The organism is Weissella sagaensis (genome assembly GCF_005405285.1).
GTDB lineage: Bacteria > Bacillota > Bacilli > Lactobacillales > Lactobacillaceae > Weissella > Weissella sagaensis.
In genome coordinates this window covers 63,383-84,865 of the sequence record NZ_BJDT01000002.1, presented here as the reverse complement: position 1 = coordinate 84,865, position 21,483 = coordinate 63,383, and the positions used below count along the sequence as shown (strand labels likewise).

Below are 21,483 nucleotides of genomic sequence, written 5' to 3'. Positions count from 1 at the left end.
CTTTTTTAATAGTTTAATGAGAAATGCAAACGTCATAAAATGAGCTGAAAATGAGAAACAATATTTTGATGAAACGTTTTAATTCGTTTGTATATCAGTGTTTTTGGGGTGTAGTAGCAACTTTATTAAAAATAATCTTAAATAAATTGTTGACTAGGACAAATGTTTATTATACTATTATGAAAAAGTTATCACGTATTATAAATGTGGTTATAAGGAACGGGGAACGATTATGAATAAGACATTAAAGGTAAGTGCTTTGTTGTCTGGTGCAGTGATTTTAGGATCAGCTATTGTACCAGTTACAGCAAGTGCCGCAAAGTATAAGACAATTAACTGGACAGAAAGCGCTAACGTTGGAACGATGGACCCTTCAAAAACAACGGCCGCAATTGATTTTACATATCTACAATCAATTGGTGAAGGTTTGTACCGTATGGATAAATCTGGTAAGCCAGCATTGGCAGGTGCCACATCAGTTGATAAGTCTGATGATGGTTTGACATTTACCTATCATTTGCGTGATGCAAAGTGGTCAAATGGGGATCCTGTTACAGCTAATGATTATGTATACGGCTGGCAACGTACCAACGATCCTAAGACTGCATCACAATATGCATACCTATTCTCAGGTATTAAGAATGCCGATGAAATTCAAAAGGGTGACAAGCCTGTAGCTGACTTAGGGGTTAAAGCAATTGATGATAAGACACTTGAAGTAACCCTTGACCGACCAATGCCACAATTAGAATCAGTTATGACAATGGCTACTTTTGAACCACAGAACAAGAAGTTTGTGGACAAAGTTGGTAAGAAATATGGAACTGCTTCAAAGTATACAATTTCTAACGGACCTTTCGTCATGAAGGGTTGGACTGGTTCAAATAACAAAATTTCTTTGGTAAAGAACAAGGACTACTGGGATGCAAATACAGTTAAGACACCAAAGGTAAATATCCAAACTATTAAGGACCAAAACACAGGTTATAACTTGTATAAGTCAAAGAAGGTTGATTACACAACCCTATCACCTGATCAATATAAGGCCTCAAAGAACAAGAAAGACTACACTGTTATTTCACAAGCTTCAACGGCCTTCATTGAATTCAATGAGAACAAGAAGCCATTGGATAACACAAATATCCGTAAGGCATTATCAAAGTCAATTGACCGTAGCACAATGTCATCTAAGATTCTTGGTGGAGGTGGTAAGCCAGCCTACTCATTTACTGCTACAAAGTTAGCTAAGGATCCTAACTCAGGTAAGGACTTTGCTACAGTAGCAGCTGATAAAGATGCCAGTGGTTACGATCTAAAGGAAGCCAAGAAGCTATGGAAGCAAGGCTTGAAGGAAACTGGTAAGAAGAAGGTTAGCCTACAATACCTAACAGATGATACTGATGGTGCTAAGCGTTCAGCACAATTTATCCAATCACAAATGGAGAAGTTGCCAGGCTTGAAGGTAACTATCAAGACGGTACCATTTAAGCAACGTATTTCATTATCAGATGATAAGAAGTTTGATATGGTTAACACAATTTGGGGTGGTGACTATGCTGACCCATCAACATTCTTAGATTTGTATACATCTGATTCATCATTTAACAATGGTAGCTGGAAGAATGCTGATTACGATAAGTTGATGAGCGATGCTAAGACAACTGATGTTAATGATGAGAACAAGCGTTATGAAGATTATGCTAAGGCTGAAAAGTTGCTACAAGAAGATGCAGCAATTGCGCCAGTATACTACCAAGCAAAGCCATCACTATTGAATAAATCAGTAAAGGACGTTGTTTCAAATACAACCGGAGCACCGTTCGACTGGAAGTGGGCTTATAAGAAGTAATTTAATCCTTATATTAAATGACTGATTAAAAAGGGGGAGTGACGAATGCAGATTTGTCCTGCTCTCTTTTTTTATTCTCTAAAATAAGTAAAAAATTAGCATAGCTATTGTTAATAAGGTTCGTATAATGATTGATTTTATTAGGTAAACACGTATAAAAATTAAATGATTATGTGAAAAATTATCACAAACTCTTTTATAAACAGTAAACGTCTGGTAAAATTAAAAACATCTAATTAATAACTATGAGATATGAGAGTATGGTTATTTCAATAATGACTTTCTAGCATATTATGAATAGAAGTAAAAAATAGGGGAAGGCATAGCCATGTTCAAATATATAATTAAACGGTTAGCAATTATTGTGTTAACTTTGGTCTTGATTATTTCAGCCACATTCTTTTTAATGAAGCTGATGCCAGGATCACCGTTGGCTAACGCAGAACGTTTATCTGCCAGTCAACAAAAAATGATTGAATCACAGTATGGTCTAGATAAGCCATTAGTTGTGCAATACGTTACTTATCTTTGGGATGCACTGCATTTTGATTTTGGTGTTTCATTCCAATTTGCTAACCAAGAAGTTTCAACGTTGGTGGCACAACGTCTTGGCCCATCTGCTCAGCTTGGAATTCAAGCATTGATTTTTGGCCTAATAGCTGGAACAGGATTGGGTGCTGCAGCTGCCGTTCGACGTAACACAAAAACTGATACCTTCTTATCTGTTGTGGCAGTTTTGGGTATTTCAATCCCATCATTCGTATTCGCCGCTTTGTTGCAATATTGGATTGGATTGAAATTAGACTGGTTGCCAATTGCTGGTTGGAAAGGGTTTGCCGCAACTATTTTACCAACAATTGCGTTAGGAATGAGTCCGTTGGCAACATCAGCACGTTTTATTCGTACTGAAATGGTTGATGTGCTAGGTTCTGACTATATTGAATTGGCTCGTGCTAAGGGTCTTTCAAGTAATGAAATTATTTGGAAACATGCACTCCGTAATTCATTGATTCCATTGGTCACTTTGATTGGTCCAATGGCAGTTAACTTGCTAACTGGATCAATTGTGGTGGAGAATATTTTTTCAATTCCCGGTATTGGAAGTCAGTTCGTTGATTCAATTTTGACTAATGATTACCAAATTATTATGGGAACAACAATTGTTTATTCAATGATGTTAATGGTTATTTTGTTAATTACAGATATCCTTTACGGTATTATTGATCCACGTATCCGATTGGCTAAATAAGGAAGGAGCCGCTCATGTCTGAAAAAGTAAATTTAACAGCAGATGATTTTAAATTGCTTCCCGCTGATCGTCATACTGATAGTGAAGAGATTTTAAAGCCATCGGTCAGTTTTTTGAAAGATGCTTGGCGTCGTTTAAAGAAAAATAAAGGGGCATTCGTTTCACTTTGGATCTTAATTGCTGTTTTTGTGGTGGCTTTTGCGTCATCACCAGTGGCTAATTCAAAAGCAACTTCACGTCAAGATGTTACGATTCAAAATTTGCCAGCGCGTCTGCCAGGTGTGCTGGGTGAAATTCCTGGCTTTACAGGTGAAGCCAAATTAGATGGTACTAAAATTGATCAGTATGAATCAGCTGGTGTGTCTGATAAGAAAAATTATTGGTTTGGAACTGATCAATTCGGTCGTGATATTTTCAAACGTGTCCTATATGGAACACGTATTTCACTAGAAGTTGCCTTAATTGCGACCTTAATGGATTTGGTCATTGGTGTTATCTATGGTATTACGTCAGGTTGGCGTGGTGGTAAAGTTGATATCGTGATGCAACGAATTATTGAAATTGTTTCTTCAATTCCAAATTTGGTTGTCTTTGTGCTTTTGATTTTAATTATGAAACCAGGTATGTTGTCAATTTCATTAGGAATTGCATTAACTTCTTGGACTTCCATGGCCCGGCTAGTTAGAGCGCAGGTGCTAACAGCTAAGGAACAGGATTATATTCTAGCAGCTCGTACTTTGGGATCATCAACTTGGCGAATTGGATTACGGCATTTAGTACCGAACCTAAGTTCAACGATTATCGTACAACTAATGTTTACCATTCCATCAGCAATCTTCTTTGAGGCATTGCTTTCATTTATTGGATTAGGAATTCCAGTACCGATGGCTTCATTGGGTACGTTGTTAAATGATGGACAAAAAGCAATGCAATTCTATCCATATCAATTAGCAATTCCAGCTGTAATTTTGGGGATTATTATGATTGCGTTTAACTTATTAGGTGATGGATTACGTGATGCGTTTGATCCACGTACAAAGGATTAATGGAAGAGAGTGAAGAAATGGCAGAAAAAATTCTTGAGGTTGATGACCTTAAAATTAATTTCAATACCTATAATGGAAGTGTTCAGGCCATCCGCGATGTTTCATTTGACTTGTATAAGGGTGAAACATTGGCAATTGTTGGTGAGTCTGGATCAGGTAAGTCGGTAACGACACGTTCATTAATGGGACTATTGGCGAAAAACGCCCGAGTGGAAAAGGGTTCAATTACCTTTAAAGGTGATGAAATTATTGGTAAATCAGAAAAGCAGATGCAAAAAATCCGTGGTTCTGAAATTGCAATGATTTTCCAAGATCCAATGACGTCTTTGGATCCAACAATGAAAATAGGACAACAAATTGCAGAACCATTGATTAAACATCAAAAAATGAGTAAAAAGCACGCATGGGAAAAAGCTTTAGAGATGATGAAGCTTGTTGGTATTCCGAATGCTAAGGCACATATCAATGATTATCCGCATCAATTCTCTGGTGGAATGCGCCAACGTATTGTTATTGCAATTGCGTTGATTGATAGTCCTGAAATTTTAATTGCTGATGAACCAACGACTGCCTTGGACGTAACGATTCAAGCTCAAATTTTACATTTAATGAAGGATATCCAATCACGATTGGATACTTCAATTATCTTTATTACGCACGATTTGGGTGTGGTTGCCGGTATGGCTGACCGTGTTGCTGTGATGTACGCTGGTGAAATTATTGAGATTGGTAAGGTCGATGAGGTCTTTAATTTCCCGCAACATCCGTATACTTGGGGATTGTTAAATTCAATGCCAACAACCGCAACTGAACGTGGATCGCTAGAAGCAATTCCAGGTACGCCACCTGATTTGTTGAATCCACCTAAGGGGGATGCCTTTGCAGCACGTAATCGTTATGCAATTGCGGCTGATGAAAAGGTTAAGCCACCATTCTTTAAATTGTCACAAACGCACTATGCTGCAACTTGGTTATTAGATGAACGTGCACCAGAAGTTGTACCACCGGTAGAAGTTCAAAAACGATGGACACGTTTCCAAGCTGAGCACCCCGAAGCTGATCGGTCAAAGGCAGTTGCCGTTGAAAATTCAGCTGTTCTTGGTAATGGAGGTGGCAAATAATGGCTGATGAACGTAAAAAATTAGTTGAACTAAAAGGATTGGACATCACGTTTAATGCTGGTAAGTCTAATGAAACTAAAGCAGTTCAAAATGCTTCCTTTGATATCTATGAGGGAGAAACATTTGGCTTAGTTGGAGAATCTGGTTCTGGTAAGACGACTATTGGGCGTGCAATTATGAAATTGTATGAACCAACTAATGGCCAAATTTTGTTTGAAGGTGAAGATTTAGCACAAATTAAAAAGCGTGGTAAGTTAAGTAAATTCCGTCAGGCAGTTCAAATGATTTTCCAAGATCCGCAAGCATCTTTAGATTTACGTATGAAAGTTAAAGATATTGTTGCAGAAGGAATTGATGTTAATCATTTGGCTAAAAATGATGCTGATCGTTCAAAGCAAGTAGAGGATTTATTAGAGATAGTTGGTTTGAATCGCGATCATTCTAGTCGTTATCCGCATGAATTTTCAGGTGGACAACGACAACGTATTGGTATTGCGCGTGCACTTGCTGTTCAACCTAAGTTTATTATTGCTGACGAACCAATTTCAGCGTTGGATGTTTCAATTCAAGCACAAGTTGTTAACTTGCTGAAGGAACTACAAAAAAAGCAAGGACTAACATACTTGTTTATTGCGCACGATTTGTCGATGGTTAAATATATTTCAGATCGTATCGGGGTTATGCATTGGGGAAAAATGGTTGAAATTGGTCTTGCCGATGAAGTGTATAATCATCCTTTACATGACTATACACGTTCATTATTGAGTTCAATACCAGTGCCTGATCCAACTGTTGAAGAACAACGCGTGCCAATTAACTATGATCCGACTGCAGAATTAGATGGTCGCGATCGTCAAATGGTTGAAATTGCGCCCCAACATTTTGTTTGGGCAGCTGAAGATGAAATTGCAATCTATCAAGAGCGTGCGCGTGAGTTTGGCTTAATTGACTAATTGCTTGACTGCTCGTAAGCAAAAACGTAAAAATTAATAGCAACAAATAAAAAAGTTTGTAAGGTTGACGATTTTGTCAGCTTTGCAAACTTTTTTGGTTCGTTTTAATTGTAACAATATATTAAAGTCGAGTTGTAGCGATTCTTATGAGTATACTTATGTCTTTTTATGCAAATTGCACAACATTTTATTGGAAAGTTTCTTTATGTTATAATAATACGATACAAATAAAAGAATAGGCTAGGTGGAACGGGTGAGAAAATTTACGGTGTTACCGACATTCTTTAAAAACCAACGCCTTGGTAGTATGGCAGCGTTAGTGTCATTTATTGCCGTTGTGGGAGCAATTTTAGCATGGTTAGTTAATTGGGTTGTAGGAATCATTTGGGTAATATTAGTCGTTATTGCATTGATTGTCATTTTTAAAACTTTGCAAGATCTAAGTGAACAAACAACACATTATATTGAAAATTTGTCTTATCGTATTAATCGTGGTGAACAAGAATCAATTATTCAAATGCCATTAGGCGTGATGTTGTGTACTGATAGTGGTGATATTGAATGGGTTAATCCTTATTTGCAACAATTACTTGGTGAACAAACAATTGTTGGTCAAAACTTAAAAGATGTTTCAAAGCCGTTAACTGAAGTTGTTGACTTATGGTCAGATAACGAAAAACGCATAACAGAATGTCATTGGTTAGATCGTTTTTTTCAAGTACAGGTTCAGCCAGAACTAAATGCGATTTATTTAATGGATATGACAGCATCAGCACAAGTTACAGCAGATTATGAGAATCATAAATTGTTTTTAGGAATTGTTTCTTTAGATAATTATGATGAAGTTACGGAAGGAATGAGTGATGCAGATGCGTCTACGTTACGAACTTATGTAACCAAAACACTGTCTGACTGGATGACTGATCATGATATTTATGCGCGACGCCTTTCTGTTGATCGTTACCTATTAGTTGGTTATCGTGAATCACTGATAAAAGCGGAAAATGATAAATTTAATTTATTAAAGGTTATTCGTGAATCAACATCAATGCAGAATACGCAAATTACATTAAGTATTGGTATTGCTTATAATGAAATGGCAATTGATGTGCTAGCAGAAAATGCGCAATCTAATTTGGATCTGGCACTTGGTCGTGGTGGCGATCAAGTTGTTGTTAAATCTTCCACTGGTTCGGCACGCTTTTATGGTGGGAATACTAATCCAATGGCTAAGCGGACACGTGTTCGTGCTCGAGTGATTTCACAAGCGTTGGCTGATTTGTTTGATCAAGCTGACCAAGTGTTTGTGATGGGACATAAACGTCCTGATATGGATTCATTTGGTGGGGCATTAGGTGTGCGACGTTTAGCAGAAATGTTGGGGAAACCAGCATGGGTTGTGTATGAAGAAACCGGTCAAGAGCATTCTGACATTCGCTTACTATTAGATCAAATGGCAACGGATACTTCTGATGAAAATGCCATATTAGCACCAGATGATGTTATTGCGCAGATGACGGACCAAAGCTTATTAGTAATTGTTGATCACTCAAAACCATCGTTATCTGAATCACAAGATGTTTATGAGGCAATGAAAGACAGTGTCGTGATTATTGATCATCATCGTCGTGGCGAGGAGTTCCCCGATGAGGCTCAGTTGGTCTACGTTGAGTCGTATGCATCATCAACTTCGGAATTGGTAACAGAATTATTTGAGTATCAGCCACGTCGGGCACAAGGCTTACGTCGTTTGGAAGCTACTGCCATGTTAGCGGGTATCCAAATTGATACCAAATCATTTACGTTACGTTCAGGAACTCGGACATTTGATGCAGCGAGTTATCTACGTGCAGTGGGTGCAGATGGTTCATTACTACAAGATTTTATGAAGGAATCAGTTGATTCTTATCGACAACGTGCTCACTTAATTGAACGAGCAGAAATCCATGATAGTGCAGCTATTGTTACTGGTGAAGATGATATTCAATATGATTCAGTAGTGGCTGCACAGGCAGCGGATTCGCTGCTGCAAATGATTGGTGTGCAATCAGCATATGTCATTAGTCGTCGTGATAATAATACAGTAGCTGTATCAGCACGTTCGACTGGTAATGTTAGTGTTCAGTTAGTAATGGAAGCTATGGGTGGCGGTGGCCATCTAAGTAATGCGGCAACGCAATTTAAGGATACGACAACAGATGATGTTTACGATCTGTTGTTAACGGAACTTAATCAAGATAGTGATCAAGAGAATGAATAAAAAAGAAGGTATAAATTAATGAAAGTTATTTTCTTAGAAGATGTTAAAGGTCGCGGTAAAAAAGGTGAAGTTAAAAATGTACCTGATGGTTATGCCAATAATTTTTTGATTAAAAATAATAAGGCTAAACCAGCATCAAACGCAAATGTTTCAGCATTACGTGGGCAAAAGAAAGCGGCTGATCGTGAAGCTGCTGAAGAAAAAGCAGCTGCTGTTGCATTAAAAGAGCAATTGGAAGATGATAAAACGGTTATTGAGTTAAAGGCCAAGGCTGGTAAAGATGGTCGTTTATTCGGTGCTATTTCATCAAAGCAAGTCGTTGCTGGTTTGCTTGATCAATTTGGTATTAAAATTGACAAACGCAAAATGGATATGAAGGAACCCATCCGTGCGTTGGGTTACCGTAATGTGAAAGTAAAACTACATCATGATGTTGAAGCAACTATTCGCATCCACACTGACGAGCTATAATGAAGTAAATTTATAACAATAGGTCAACTTTTGGTTTTATTAACCTGGGTTAGACCTATTTTATTTTTCCCCATTGTCTTTGGTAATTTGGTACAATGAAGTTTGGACAAAACCACAACAATATTGTGGTTGATAAATAATGGAGAGGAGGTTATGTTCACATGGCTGATCAAAATTCTGGCGTGCCATTACAAGTGCCGCAAGATGTCGAAGCTGAACAAGCAGTTCTGGGTTCGATTTTATTAGCGACAGATCCACAGGATTTGTTAGCGGATTTAATGACTGTTTTGGCACCAGATGATTTTTATCGTACAGCTCATCGCTTAATTTATACGGCTATATTGGCCTTAGATGAGACACAAAGAGCAATTGATATTCTAACGATTACAGATGAGTTAGATAAAGATAATCAAGTTGAAAATGTGGGTGGCATGGCCTACCTAACAGAATTAGCATCAAGTGTGCCGGTTGCTGGTAATGCAATGTATTATGCGCGTATTGTTCGTGAACGTGCAGTGCGTCGCAATATGATTGATACCCTGCAAAATAGTTTGACACAAACTTATGAAGGTAGTGATTCTGTTGATGATGCTGTCGCTGATTTGTCGACGAAATTAGATTTAATCAATAGCGGCGAAAAAAGTGCTGATTTTAAAAACATTGCGGATGTTGTTAATAAATCATTTGAAGAAATTGAAGAAAACTCGCGTACTGAGGATACTGTTACGGGGTTAGCATCAGGTTTTCCAGCATTAGATAATTTAACGACAGGTTTTCATGACGGTGAAATGATTATTATTGCTGCACGACCTGCAGTTGGAAAAACAGCTTTTGTTTTAAATATTGCACAAAAAGTAGCAGTAGCTGATCCAAAATTACCAGTGGTTATTTTTTCATTAGAAATGCCTGATACGTCACTTGTTAATCGTATGTTAGCGGCGGAAGGCAACATTAATTCACAACATATGCGTACTGGTCAATTAGAACCTGAAGAATGGGATTCATTAGTTGTTGCAACGGATTCATTGGCACGTACGAATATCTATATTGATGATACACCGGGTATTCGCGTAACCGATATTCGTTCAAAACTACGTCGCTTGTATAAACGTGAGGGTCAATTAGGCTTAGTCATTATTGATTATTTGCAGTTGATTGAAGGAACACGTAGCGAAGGACGTCAACAAGAAGTTTCAGCTATTTCACGTGCAATTAAAATGATGGCAATGGAGATGAACGTGCCAATTATTGCCTTATCACAGTTATCACGTAGTGTGGAACAACGACAAGATAAACGACCAATGTTATCAGATATTCGTGAATCTGGATCTATTGAGCAAGATGCGGATATTGTGGCGTTTTTATATCGTGACGATTATTATGAGAAGTCAAATGAAGATGATGACAACCAAAATGATCCACGTGATGAAGAGCAGCAAGATATTGGTGAAATCGAAGTTATCTTGGAAAAGAATCGTTCAGGTGCACGTGGCACAGCACGATTATTATTTGTGAAATCTTATAATAAGTTTTCAAATATTGATTATCATAATGAAGAACCAGGTAGTTTTAATTAAACGGTCATAACAAAGAGTCGGGGTTGATGATGTCTATCATTGACCTCGCTCTATTTTATGTGGATAAAAAGAAAAGAGGTTTATGATGCAGGAGGTTAACAAGGGCATGTCATTACGCTGGCTATTGATAGCAAGTTTTATTAATAGTTTTGCATTTGGCTTTATTTGGCCGCTAACATCTGTTTATTTGTATAATGAATTATATCAAACGTTAGTAACCATTGGCTGGGTTATGATGGCCAACGCTGTTGGACAAGCAATTGGCTCGTTAATTAGTGGCCGTTTATTTGATCGCTTTAAACCATATGTGTTAATTCAATTTGGTGTTAGCGCTATGATTATTTTGCAAATTGCTTTTATTATTTGGCATGGTTGGCCAATTTATGCCATTATTTTAACACTAGTCGGCTTTTTTGGTGGTTGGATTACAGCGGCTGTAAATTCGTACGGGACACAAGTACGTTCTCATGATGGTCGCTTTGTTTTTAATATGTTGTACTTTACAAGTAACTTTGGTATGGTTTTTTCAACGGCATTAGTGGGACCGATTTATCCTTTAGGTATTACGTGGTTGTTTATTTTGGCCTTAATTTTATATCTTGTTTTATTTGTCATTGTTCATGCAAAATTCAACTTCACACTAGACAATCGATCAACTGGTAAAGTAATGGCTAAGATTAAATTACCTAAATGGAATATGGCATTGGTTTACGCCAGTGTCTTGGGGTTAGTCGTATTATGGATTTCATATGCACAGTGGCAGGGAAATTTGTCAGTTTATATGAACAGTGTTCTAAAACTACCATTATGGCAGTACTCAATGTTATGGACGATTAACGGTATTTTAATTGCTGCTATTCAACTGGGGATGAATGCTTTGAATTTATCAAGCAATCATCGTTCGATGTTTATTCAGATTTTCTTAGGAATTGTCATGTTTGGCTTATCATTTTTGATTCTGCCGTTTAGTCATCATTTTGTTGGCTTTGCGGTCGCAATGATTATTACGACAATTGGTGAGGCAACGGCTTTCCCAATGATTCCAGCGCTAGTTAATGAATTAACGCCAGTATCGTTAAAAGGTCGTTATCAAGGATTATCAGCAGCCGCGCCATCAGTTGGTCGTGCTGTTGGACCGTTAGTAGGTGGATTAATCATTCAACAACAAGGCTATGGGACCTTGTTTTATGCAGCGGCTGCCTTAACATTTGTTGCATTTGTTGGCTTGTTGTTTAGTATCATGACGGGATATCGTCATACTGTACGTTATGAAGAAAATTAAATAATTAAATGTTGAACGTCAATCTAATGATTTGTTAGATTGACGTTTTTAGTATGCTTAAAAAATTAATTAGCGTTTAACGGGTTTCAAATCATCTTGGGGTGCACACTATTTTGCGTATTATGAAAGAATAGATTAAGATTATCTTAGAATACGACAAGGGGAATATGATGACAGATCAAGATAAAATAACTTTATTAAGTGATTTAGTAGCGATTAAAACGGTCGCTGATCATGAAAAAGAGATTGCAATGTATTTAAAAAACTATTTTGCACAACATGGTATTGATAGTAAATTGGTAGATGTTACGCCAAATAGGGCTAATTTAATAGCTGAAATCGGTGAGGGCCATGGCCCGGTATTAGCCTTTGCCGGCCATATTGATACGGTACATGAAGGTGACTTGAATACTTGGGAAACCGATCCGTTTACGCTAAATGTGCAAGATGGTAAATTATACGGTCGTGGTGTAACGGACATGAAGGGTGGCTTAGCTGATTTGGTTATCGCTTTTGTAGAATTATACGAAAGCGATGTCCCTTTGCATGGAACATTGCGCTTTATTGCAACTGCTGATGAAGAAAAGAATGAATTAGGTGCTGACAAATTAGCAGCTGATGGGTATTTGGATGATATTGATGCAGTTATTATTGGGGAACCAACAGGTGTCGCTTTGAATGAAATTTCAGAGTATTTCACTAGTGGTGGTGCTGTCATTGAGCCGGCAACCTTGAAAAAATTACAACAAGCGGCAAAAACTTCGCCGGCAGCTGAACAGCATTTTATCTTTTTTGCCCATAAAGGCTTTTTGGCGTATGATGTCACGGCAACTGGTAAGGCTGCACATAGTTCAATGCCTAAATTAGGGGTGGATGCGATTAATCATTTGGTACAATACTATCAAGCAGAACAAGCGCTTTATGATGATTTGCCTGAAGAGAGTCCTATCTTAGCTAAAACGATGCGTGGCGCTAATATTATACAGGGAGGTGCGCAACAAAATTCAGTTTCTGATTTGGCGACGTTAACTGAGTTAACACGCACTATTCCAGAATTACCAGCTCAAACATTGATTGAACGATTACAAGCATTAATTGCTGATTTAAATCAGGCTGATGAGACAATGAACTTATCATTACACGTTAACGCTTATGATGAGGCTGTGGTGACACCACGGGATAGTCAATTAATTAAAATCGTCCAGGCAATCATCCCCCAGTATTTAATTGAACCCATGGTTGCACCAACAATAGCCGTTTCATTAGGCACTGATGCTGCCGCATTTGTTCATGCTAATCCAAGTGTGCAATTAGCAATTATCGGTCCAGGTAATACTACTGCTCATAAAGCCAATGAATATGTGACACAACAGGCTTATTTTGCGATGGTTGATATTTATCGTGAGGTGGCAAAACGATATTTAAAGTAAAAAACAATTGGTAGTACTTAGACTAGCCAATTGTTTTTTGGAGACTTTATTTTTCTACAAACCATTTTGTTAACCACCAACCACGATAAAAGCCTTCCATGGCTAAAATTTGTGATAGTGATGCTAGAATTAAGGTTATTTGTAACCAAAGCTTGCCCGACATAAAGAAGGGGATACACATGAAAGCGGCTGTAACAATATAAATGACAAGGCGATTTTTCTGAGTCAATTGGCGCTTGTAAATACCATCATGGATATACTGTTGGTAATACTTATTGTGTTCTAACCAATTCTGTAAACGTTTGGAAGACCGGCTCCAAAAATAAGCAGTTAGTAGATAAAAAGGAGTTGTTGGAATACCAGGTACCCAAATAAAAACAGTACCGATACCAAAAGTAATTAGACCTAAAATAATGTAAATAAAACGCATAGCAACTCCTTAATGAATATATAAATGTAAGTATATCAATAAAATGATGCTAGGCAAAGTTGAAATCTTTAGGCTGGTTATTTAACAATTTAATTCAACTTGCTATAATTAACATAATGTTATGAAAGGATTAAGCCGCAATGGAAGTATTAGAGCAAGCGTACGCTAAGTTAAATATTAGCCTTGATACCCCATTTCTCCATGCTAATGGTGAACAAGAATGGGATATGTTAATGGTAGCTATCGATCTAGCTGATACAGTAACCATTCGTACGACTACTGACCATCAAGAAATTGTGGTTGAGTCGACAAGTGGTGTCCTGCCACTCAATGAAAAAAATTTAGCTTATCAGGCTGCCCGTTTAATGCGAGAAATTGCTGGTAAGACTGACGGCATTGAAATTCATATCATGAAGCGAGTGCCAGTAGCTGCTGGATTAGGCGGTGGCTCTTCAGATGCTGCAGCCGTCCTGCGAGGGCTAAATCGTATTTGGCAATTAAACTACACGGAAGAAAAATTAGCTGTTATTGGTTTGAAAATCGATGCTGATGTTCCTTTTTGTGTTTATTCAAGACCAGCACGTGTTCGGGGACGTGGTGAAATAGTGGAACCATTAACACAGGCGTTGCCACCACTGTGGGTGATTGTTGCTAAACCAGGTATTAGTGTTTCAACTCCTAAAATATTAAAAATGGTTAACTATAATACCATGCAACATGGTAATATGGCGGCTTTGATGACTGCTGTCAATCAAGCAGATTTTCAAACGGCTTATCGACAAATGTTTAATGTATTAGAAGCCATAACTGGTGGTAAATATCCAGAAATTTTAAAACTTAAACAAAAAATGTACGAGTTTGGTGCTGAAGCAGCACAAATGTCAGGGACTGGGCCAACCGTATTTGCCGTTACTGAAAAGGCATCACGGGCTAAACGCATTTACAATGCTGTGAGCGGTTTTGTACCGGAATCTTATTTAGTACGCCTGGTTAATTCTGAAAAATGTAAATAATTAGCGAAACGTTCGTGTTTTAACACTGTAGCGTTTTTTTTATGTCGTTTTTTTAGTAAAAAGCTTTACTTTTGGAACATTATACATTATATTTAATGAGTAGTTCGTGATTGTCGAACAATATAATTGGTTTTTTAATAAAAAGGAGTAAAAAATGGCTTCAAACGCAAAGATGTGGGTGGCAGGTGCCGCAGTTGTAATTATTGCAGGGGGTGCATATGCCGCTTGGTCTGGAAACAAGTCAGGTGATACTAAGGATGATAAGACCTCAGTTGCCTTGATAACTGATGGTGGTGGAATTGATGATAAGTCATTCAATCAATCAGCTTGGGAAGGTATGAAAGTTTGGGCAAAAGATAATGGTGTCAAAGAAGGTAAAGGTGGGTATGCTTACTATCCTTCAAAGACAAGTGCAGATTTTACCACTAATATGGATCAAGCACGTTCTGATGGTTTTAAGAATATTTATGGTATTGGTTTCCAATTGGTTTCAACAATTAATGAACAATCAAAGAAAAATCCAAATACTAACTATATGATTATTGATGATATTGCTAAGGCACGTAAGAATACTGTTTCGGTAACGTTTAAGTCTGAACAATCATCATACTTGGCTGGTGTTGCAGCTGCTAAGACAACTAAGACCAACAAAGTTGGGTTTGTTGGTGGTATGAAGTCAGCAGTTGTGCAATCATTTGAAAAGGGCTTTACTGCTGGTGCTAAGTCTGTTAATCCGGATATTGTGGTTGATGCACAATATGTTGGTAGTTTTACGGATGCTGGTAAGGGTAAGACAATTGCCTCAACAATGTATCAAAGTGGTACGGATGTAGTCTTTACTGCTGCTGGTGGTTCTGGAGCCGGTGTCTTTACAGAAGCTAAGGATCTAAACAAAGCTAAAAATGCAGCTGATAAAGTTTGGGTAATTGGGGTTGACCGTGATCAAAATTCTGATGGTGCTTATACAGCAAAGGACGGTAAATCTAACTTTACATTAACATCTTCTGTTAAAAAGGTTGGTAAGGCCGTAACCGATGTTACGGAAAAAACTGCTAAAGGGAATTTCCCTGGTGGTAAGCACCTTGTGTACGGACTAGATGATAAGGGTGTCGCTTTGACACGTGGTCATATGTCAAAGGATGCATGGTCAGCTGTGCAAGATGCTGAGAAGAAAATCATCAATGGTGACGTCAAAGTATCGGCAAAATAAATAAATAATAATTAAAAACAAGTATCGTTTATCTGATACTTGTTTTTTTAATTTCCGATAAATAGGTTAAACAAAAAAACTTGATACTAATAATAGGTTTAAGCGTTTACAAATTTGCTTTTACAATATTATTGAATAATAATGAAACTTGTATTAGTCAAGTTATTACCGGTAATAAAACTATATACGTTTAAATAAATAGGTTTAATGGAGAAGTTTTTTGGTAAATAAAGAGAAGTTATTTAATAAAGGGTTTATCAGTGTTACATTGATAAACTTTTTGGTTTATTTTGTTTATTATTTATTGATGGTTATTATTGCAGTGGTCGCCCAAGACAAATTAGGCGCAACATTGAGCCAAGCAGGGCTAGCATCAGGTATTTACGTTATCGGTACATTAATTGCCCGATTATATATTGGTAAAAAACTTGAGGTTATGGGGCGTAAACAGGTATTACGAATCGGTATTGTATTATATTTAGTCACAACGATTATGTATCTATACATGCCGTCACTGATTGTATTATATGGCGTGCGTTTATTAAATGGTTTCTTTTATGGTATGGTATCTACGGCAACTAACGCAATCGTTACAGCATACATACCACTTGCACGACGTGGTGAAGGCATCAACTATTACGGATTAAGTACGAGTTTAGCAGCAGCAATTGGTCCATTTTTAGGGATGTTATTATTACAAACAACGAGTATTAATTTTATTGTTATAATGGCTAGTGTTATGTTGATTGTGACAACAATGGGTTGTTTTACAATCAAGGTTAATAATATGCAATTAACAACTAAACAGCGGGCTATTGCTGATAGTTGGCAAATAAATACGTTTATTGATACAAAAGTTGTCTTTATTGCAGGAATTGCATTTTTGATGGGATTAGCATATTCAAGTGTTTTGTCGTTTTTAGCATCGTATGTTGTCACAATTAATCTTGTATCCATTAGTTCATTGTTCTTCGTTGTTTATGCGCTTGTTATCACAGTTACAAGACCAATAGCCGGTAGAATTTTTGATCAATATGGTGAAAATTCGGTGATGTATCCAAGTTATATCTTCTTAGCAATTGGTTTATTGGTACTAAGTATGACAACGTCATCTTGGTCGTTATTGTTATCAGGCGCTTTGATTGGATTAGGATATGGGACATTTATGTCAAATGGGCAAGCAGTTGCTTTACACTTAGAAAAAGATGTTAGCCGGATTGGGGTTGCCTTATCAACTTATTTTGTGGGGCTAGACCTAGGTATTGGCGTTGGTCCTTACCTATTAGGCGCTTTGCGACGATTTGTTGATTTTAAACAAATGTATATCATCGTGGCAGTGTTACCAATTATATGCGCTATTTTGTATCGTTTATTTTATAAAGGTTTACCTCAAAAGCAGCATATTTAGTAAATTTAGTGATTTAATACGGGGTATTATCTGCACAATGTTCGTTAATTACGAATGTTGTGCAGGTTTTTTATTTTTATTTAGGACATCAGAGGTTTAAAACCGAATTATTTGTTTACATTAATCTTTTTTTGGGATATGATAAATATAATGCTTGAGGGGAAACGCAAGCAAGATGAAATACATATAGGGGCATATGATATTAGTTAAAAAGATACTTACAGATACTGGGGTAGTTATTCTTTAACTTGTCATAACCTAAAAAAGGTTGGTAATTTTACCAACCTTTTTTAGTCTTGATTTAAAATAGCGATGCCTGACAAAGATAGTGATATCCGTTATACTTGTTAAAAAGAGATGAGAAAGAATTAAGGAGAATAAGCACGCATGGATAACCAAGATGAAGAATTACGCAATGATAAGCTGCTTGATGCAATAGCAGTTTTTCGTGAAGAACAAAACGAGGTTACAGAACATAATTTTATCCAAGCATTGATTGATGCTGTCTTTATTGCACCTGTAAATTTCTCAGAGCAACCAAAAATTAAAGAAGATGGTAGCATTGATATTCCAGAAAATGCACAAATGCAGTTATTGACGTTTGAATTGGAAGACGGTAATGGGGTGTTCCCAATATTTACTGATTTAGATGCTTACAATGCAAAACCAATTGAATCAGATTTACCAGTTTATCCTTGGGCCATGGCCTTGTCAGATTATTTGCCAATCTTGCAAAATGATGATTCACAAAGCATAGAAGGCTTAGCACTTAATCCGTTTACTAATGGTATGCCGATTACGCGAGACAATATCGCTTATATCGCACAACAGGTCGCCCAAGATGCACAACAAGCAGAAAATGCATCTGAAAACGCAGGTGACAGTGATATGGAAATTTCATCTGCTGAAGAAATTATTCCGACACCATTACGTTATGATTTAATTGGGATTGCTGATGACGCAATGGGTGTAATCGAGAGCATGCATTTATTGTGGTTAACAAATAATGATGCACAGACATCAAACTATTTGTTGGTAGTGAATGGTCCTAATCGTGAAGACGTGCAGGCCTTGTATCAAAAAATCGCCACGACATTTGAAGAAAAGTCAGGTGAAGAAGGCAGTGGTGTAGATATTGTCTTTGCAGATGATTTCCAAGTTGATTTATCTGAATTTGATAGTCTATACAATCGTACGTTAGATTAAACGTTATAAGTCAAGATGTTAGAAGGTATGAAGTAATGAATGAAGACGTTGATTTAACAATCGTTGGAGCTGGTCCAGTTGGGATGTTTGCAGGCTTTTATGCAGGTCTACGTGAATTAAAGGTTGTTATTGTTGAAAGTTTAGCGGATTTGGGTGGCCAAGTTACAAATTTTTATCCTAAAAAAACCATTTTAGATATTCCGGGATATGTGAATGTTTTAGGAAAAGACATCGTGACCGATTTAACAAAACAACTAGAACAATTTGAACAAAAAGTGTTATTGGGCACAACTGTAACAGATATTGTTTCAAGTGGTGATGGGTTCCAAATTAAGACCGATAAACAAGATGCTTTTCATACAAAGGGTGTTTTATTAGCGACTGGTGCAGGTGCTTTTGAGCCACGTCGAATTGCGGATGAAATTTTAGGTGATAATGTTAGCCAAAATATTCATTATTCGATTCATGATTTACAGCTTTTTGCAGATAAACGTGTGTTGGTGGCTGGTGGTGGTGATTCAGCAGTCGAAATGGCACTACAATTAGAAACAACTGCAAAAAACGTTAAATTAACACATCGTCGTGACAAGTTCCGGGCACTTGAACATAGTTTAACTAAGTTGTCAGATTCATCAGTGACGTTAGAAACACCTTATACCATTAAACAAATTACCAGAGATACAACTGGGGCATTGTTGGTGACGTTACAATTGGCGCGATCAGAGGAGACCAAGGACGTTATTGTTGATGAAATTGTCATTAGCTATGGTTTTCAAACAGAAAATAAAATTATGGCTGGCTGGGCGATTAAGCCAGAATATGATGCACAAAATAAAATTTTGGTTACTCAAAATATGGCGACTACAGTACCAAATGTCTATGCAATTGGTGATGTTGCCGTTTATTCTGGTAAGTATGATGTTATTGCCACTGGTTTTGGTGAAGCCCCAACGGCAATTAATGATCTCATGACACATATTTTATCTGATGTTAAGGGACCGGCACATTCAACAGCATTAACAGTTGAAGATGGAACGGTTAAACACTAATTAATATCAGTAACTACTAAAACTTCGTGAAATTTGATACAATAGTAACGAAAACTAATAGAAAAAAGAGGTGTACCAATGGCAAAGTTGGTTTTAATTCGTCACGGTCAAAGTGAATGGAATGCATTAAACTTATTCAACGGATGGGTTGATACAAAGTTAAGTGACAAAGGTGTTGCGCAAGCAAAAGCAGCGGGACAATTGTTAGCTAAAGAGGGCATTCAATTTGATCAAGCTTATACGTCAGTTTTGACACGTGCTATTACAACATTGCACTTGGCTTTGGAAGAAGCTGATCAATTGTGGGTACCAGAAGTTAAGTCATGGCGTTTAAATGAACGCCACTATGGTGCTTTGCAAGGTTTGAATAAAGCTGATGCAGCAACTAAGTGGGGTGATGAACAAGTTCATCAATGGCGTCGTTCATACGATGTTTTGCCACCATTACTAGAAGATCAAGCTGAAACAATGACTATCGACGGTAAGTCATATCCTGCAATGGATCGTCGTTACCATGATGTACCAGCTGGTGAACTACCTAAGGGTGAAAACTTGAAGGTTACATTGGATCGTGTATTGCCATTTTGGGATTCAGATATCTCAAAGGCATTGAAGGACGGTAAGAACGTTGTTATCGGTGCCCACGGAAACTCATTGCGTGCCTTAGTAAAGCACGTTGAACAAATTTCTGATGAAGATATCATGGGTGTAGAAATTGCTAATGGTCAACCTTGGGTTTATGAACTAGATGAAGATTTGAACGTTGCATCAAAGGACATCTTGAAGCCTGAAGCTTAATTAGAAAATAAATTAATGAGACTGCTGACAGTGATGTTGGTAGTCTTTTTATTTGCTAGGGCAGATAAATATAGTTAAAAATTTTAAATTAAAAGTTTCAAAAGACGTTCTCACGTGGACGGAGTGGATATTATCTACTTAACGATAGTCCAAATAAGCACCAAGCAACAAAATTAACTATCCAAAAAAGGCAGAAAAAAATCACATTCTCTCAATGAAAGTGGAAAAGGAAGTAGTTACAAAGTCCAAGAGAGTTCTGAAAATAATAGTTCAATTAGTACTAGTGTTATTGATATGAAGTGTTTGTCTGCTAAACAAGCAGGTTTATCACGGTTCGTGGCACAATGGCAAAGTGATATGCATCAAACATACGTATGTATATATGATGGGAAAAATGTTAATCATTGATATAAGTATTATAATGAATGTACGCCTGTTTACGAAAATTTTATATTCAAGGGAGAATCTAATTTACACAACGATCGGTTACTTTAAGTTCATAGATGACGAATATATGGGGGACTTTTTAATTTAAAAAAATTATTGTTATGAAGGTGCATTATTTCAGTTTAGATTGGCGTTGCCTGCTTTTATAACTAGTTTTACTAAAGTTACTAAAAATTATTTTGATGAAGATGGTTATTTAAGGAATGATATAGCAGAAGTATTAATTAATAACGAGGAAGCAACAGAAAAAAGCGTGATTTTGTTTTTATTCCAGAATCTAATATCGAATTATTGAAGCAGCGTATTTGGAATGCTATGACCGGTGAACGCAGTGGGGCTTTAGAAAAAAGTGATATATTTTCCAGAGAAGTAAAATATTTGAAAAACTATGAAGAGAAAATGGTAAATTTTGAACTGTAAATTCTGAATGGTTAAGTAAATAAAGAGCAAATAGGAGAAGCTATGTTGGTAACTAAAAGTAGTTCATATAAAATTCAAGATGAATACAGGCTTGGTATTGTGTCTTCACAAATGATAATAGATAATGAAAAGTTAGATAAGGAACTTGGAGCAAATGTTGTGTTAAAGCCTGTTATTAATAAGTTTGCAATAGCTAAATTTCCTAGAAATAAAATGCAAAATTTGAATGTACAAGAATTAAGTTTGCTTAATGAAGATTAGAGA

General features: G+C 36.9%; 18 protein-coding genes. 17 read left to right on the top strand and 1 reads right to left on the bottom strand.

What is annotated here, in order from left to right:
- The first annotated feature begins 232 nt into the window (after positions 1-232).
- The 10 genes from FFM55_RS03040 to FFM55_RS02995 all read left to right on the top strand — a co-directional run bounded on the left by FFM55_RS03040 (position 233) and on the right by FFM55_RS02995 (position 13,238).
- Positions 233-1,849, top strand: a complete 1,617-nt coding sequence (locus FFM55_RS03040) for a peptide ABC transporter substrate-binding protein (protein ID WP_042492957.1) — start codon at positions 233-235, stop codon at positions 1,847-1,849.
- A 328-nt stretch (positions 1,850-2,177) separates the two neighbouring features.
- The gene (locus tag FFM55_RS03035) at positions 2,178-3,098 is read left to right on the top strand and encodes an ABC transporter permease (RefSeq protein WP_042492956.1); all 921 of its coding nucleotides are present in this window, start codon (positions 2,178-2,180) and stop codon (positions 3,096-3,098) included.
- Between the two features lie 14 nt (positions 3,099-3,112).
- Complete coding sequence (locus FFM55_RS03030; protein WP_042492954.1) at positions 3,113-4,144, top strand: ABC transporter permease; 1,032 nt, start codon at positions 3,113-3,115, stop codon at positions 4,142-4,144.
- A 17-nt stretch (positions 4,145-4,161) separates the two neighbouring features.
- Positions 4,162-5,265: an ABC transporter ATP-binding protein gene (locus FFM55_RS03025; protein ID WP_137600473.1), complete on the top strand. Its 1,104-nt coding sequence runs from the start codon at positions 4,162-4,164 to the stop codon at positions 5,263-5,265.
- Positions 5,265-6,218: an ABC transporter ATP-binding protein gene (locus tag FFM55_RS03020; RefSeq protein WP_042492951.1), complete on the top strand. Its 954-nt coding sequence runs from the start codon at positions 5,265-5,267 to the stop codon at positions 6,216-6,218. Before FFM55_RS03025 ends, FFM55_RS03020 begins: the two co-directional genes overlap by 1 nt.
- Before the next feature lie 307 nt (positions 6,219-6,525).
- Positions 6,526-8,478 (top strand): DHH family phosphoesterase, encoded by a 1,953-nt coding sequence (locus tag FFM55_RS03015; RefSeq protein ID WP_253952932.1) that lies wholly within the window; start codon positions 6,526-6,528, stop codon positions 8,476-8,478.
- Between the two features lie 18 nt (positions 8,479-8,496).
- Positions 8,497-8,949, top strand: coding sequence for a 50S ribosomal protein L9 (gene rplI, locus FFM55_RS03010; protein WP_042492948.1), 453 nt, complete (start codon positions 8,497-8,499; stop codon positions 8,947-8,949).
- A gap of 161 nt (positions 8,950-9,110) precedes the next feature.
- Positions 9,111-10,526: a replicative DNA helicase gene (gene dnaB, locus FFM55_RS03005; RefSeq protein ID WP_042492947.1), complete on the top strand. Its 1,416-nt coding sequence runs from the start codon at positions 9,111-9,113 to the stop codon at positions 10,524-10,526.
- Between the two features lie 106 nt (positions 10,527-10,632).
- Positions 10,633-11,808, top strand: coding sequence for an MDR family MFS transporter (locus tag FFM55_RS03000; protein ID WP_228179643.1), 1,176 nt, complete (start codon positions 10,633-10,635; stop codon positions 11,806-11,808).
- Positions 11,809-11,978: 170 nt separating this feature from the next.
- A complete protein-coding gene (locus tag FFM55_RS02995) occupies positions 11,979-13,238 on the top strand; it encodes a M20/M25/M40 family metallo-hydrolase (RefSeq protein WP_042492945.1) in 1,260 nt (419 codons plus the stop codon).
- 46 nt (positions 13,239-13,284) lie between these two features.
- On the opposite strand, the gene FFM55_RS02990 is transcribed toward FFM55_RS02995, so the two are convergent.
- Positions 13,285-13,668: a YbaN family protein gene (locus tag FFM55_RS02990; RefSeq protein WP_042492944.1), complete on the bottom strand. Its 384-nt coding sequence runs from the start codon at positions 13,666-13,668 to the stop codon at positions 13,285-13,287.
- Positions 13,669-13,808: 140 nt separating this feature from the next.
- On the opposite strand from FFM55_RS02990, the gene ispE reads away from it, so the two are divergent.
- The 7 genes from ispE (at position 13,809) to FFM55_RS02955 (ending at position 21,480) form a co-directional block, all read left to right on the top strand.
- Positions 13,809-14,681, top strand: coding sequence for a 4-(cytidine 5'-diphospho)-2-C-methyl-D-erythritol kinase (gene ispE / locus FFM55_RS02985; RefSeq protein WP_042492942.1), 873 nt, complete (start codon positions 13,809-13,811; stop codon positions 14,679-14,681).
- Positions 14,682-14,835: 154 nt separating this feature from the next.
- Complete coding sequence (locus tag FFM55_RS02980; protein WP_052348405.1) at positions 14,836-15,891, top strand: BMP family lipoprotein; 1,056 nt, start codon at positions 14,836-14,838, stop codon at positions 15,889-15,891.
- 220 nt (positions 15,892-16,111) lie between these two features.
- Positions 16,112-17,299, top strand: a complete 1,188-nt coding sequence (locus FFM55_RS02975; protein ID WP_042492941.1) for an MFS transporter — start codon at positions 16,112-16,114, stop codon at positions 17,297-17,299.
- Between the two features lie 387 nt (positions 17,300-17,686).
- The gene (locus FFM55_RS02970; RefSeq protein WP_137600472.1) at positions 17,687-18,505 is read left to right on the top strand and encodes an SseB family protein; all 819 of its coding nucleotides are present in this window, start codon (positions 17,687-17,689) and stop codon (positions 18,503-18,505) included.
- A gap of 35 nt (positions 18,506-18,540) precedes the next feature.
- Positions 18,541-19,554: an NAD(P)/FAD-dependent oxidoreductase gene (locus tag FFM55_RS02965; protein WP_042492938.1), complete on the top strand. Its 1,014-nt coding sequence runs from the start codon at positions 18,541-18,543 to the stop codon at positions 19,552-19,554.
- A gap of 78 nt (positions 19,555-19,632) precedes the next feature.
- Positions 19,633-20,352, top strand: a complete 720-nt coding sequence (gene gpmA / locus FFM55_RS02960; protein WP_137600471.1) for a 2,3-diphosphoglycerate-dependent phosphoglycerate mutase — start codon at positions 19,633-19,635, stop codon at positions 20,350-20,352.
- A 909-nt stretch (positions 20,353-21,261) separates the two neighbouring features.
- The gene (locus tag FFM55_RS02955; RefSeq protein ID WP_042492936.1) at positions 21,262-21,480 is read left to right on the top strand and encodes a hypothetical protein; all 219 of its coding nucleotides are present in this window, start codon (positions 21,262-21,264) and stop codon (positions 21,478-21,480) included.
- Positions 21,481-21,483 lie beyond the last annotated feature (3 nt).

Bases quoted from the DNA above. Each gene is read 5' to 3' on its own strand.
- gpmA (WP_137600471.1), top strand. From the start codon at position 19,633: ATGGCAAAGTTGGTTTTAATTCGTCACGGTCAAAGTGAATGGAATGCA.
- FFM55_RS02995 (WP_042492945.1), top strand. From the start codon at position 11,979: ATGACAGATCAAGATAAAATAACTTTATTAAGTGATTTAGTAGCGATT.
- FFM55_RS03040 (WP_042492957.1), top strand. From the start codon at position 233: ATGAATAAGACATTAAAGGTAAGTGCTTTGTTGTCTGGTGCAGTGATT.
- FFM55_RS02965 (WP_042492938.1), top strand. From the start codon at position 18,541: ATGAATGAAGACGTTGATTTAACAATCGTTGGAGCTGGTCCAGTTGGG.
- FFM55_RS02970 (WP_137600472.1), top strand. From the start codon at position 17,687: ATGGATAACCAAGATGAAGAATTACGCAATGATAAGCTGCTTGATGCA.
- FFM55_RS03035 (WP_042492956.1), top strand. From the start codon at position 2,178: ATGTTCAAATATATAATTAAACGGTTAGCAATTATTGTGTTAACTTTG.
- FFM55_RS02990 (WP_042492944.1), bottom strand. From the start codon at position 13,668: ATGCGTTTTATTTACATTATTTTAGGTCTAATTACTTTTGGTATCGGT.
- FFM55_RS02980 (WP_052348405.1), top strand. From the start codon at position 14,836: ATGGCTTCAAACGCAAAGATGTGGGTGGCAGGTGCCGCAGTTGTAATT.
- rplI (WP_042492948.1), top strand. From the start codon at position 8,497: ATGAAAGTTATTTTCTTAGAAGATGTTAAAGGTCGCGGTAAAAAAGGT.
- FFM55_RS03030 (WP_042492954.1), top strand. From the start codon at position 3,113: ATGTCTGAAAAAGTAAATTTAACAGCAGATGATTTTAAATTGCTTCCC.
- FFM55_RS02955 (WP_042492936.1), top strand. From the start codon at position 21,262: ATGTTGGTAACTAAAAGTAGTTCATATAAAATTCAAGATGAATACAGG.
- dnaB (WP_042492947.1), top strand. From the start codon at position 9,111: ATGGCTGATCAAAATTCTGGCGTGCCATTACAAGTGCCGCAAGATGTC.
- FFM55_RS03025 (WP_137600473.1), top strand. From the start codon at position 4,162: ATGGCAGAAAAAATTCTTGAGGTTGATGACCTTAAAATTAATTTCAAT.
- FFM55_RS03000 (WP_228179643.1), top strand. From the start codon at position 10,633: ATGTCATTACGCTGGCTATTGATAGCAAGTTTTATTAATAGTTTTGCA.
- FFM55_RS03015 (WP_253952932.1), top strand. From the start codon at position 6,526: ATGGCAGCGTTAGTGTCATTTATTGCCGTTGTGGGAGCAATTTTAGCA.
- ispE (WP_042492942.1), top strand. From the start codon at position 13,809: ATGGAAGTATTAGAGCAAGCGTACGCTAAGTTAAATATTAGCCTTGAT.
- FFM55_RS03020 (WP_042492951.1), top strand. From the start codon at position 5,265: ATGGCTGATGAACGTAAAAAATTAGTTGAACTAAAAGGATTGGACATC.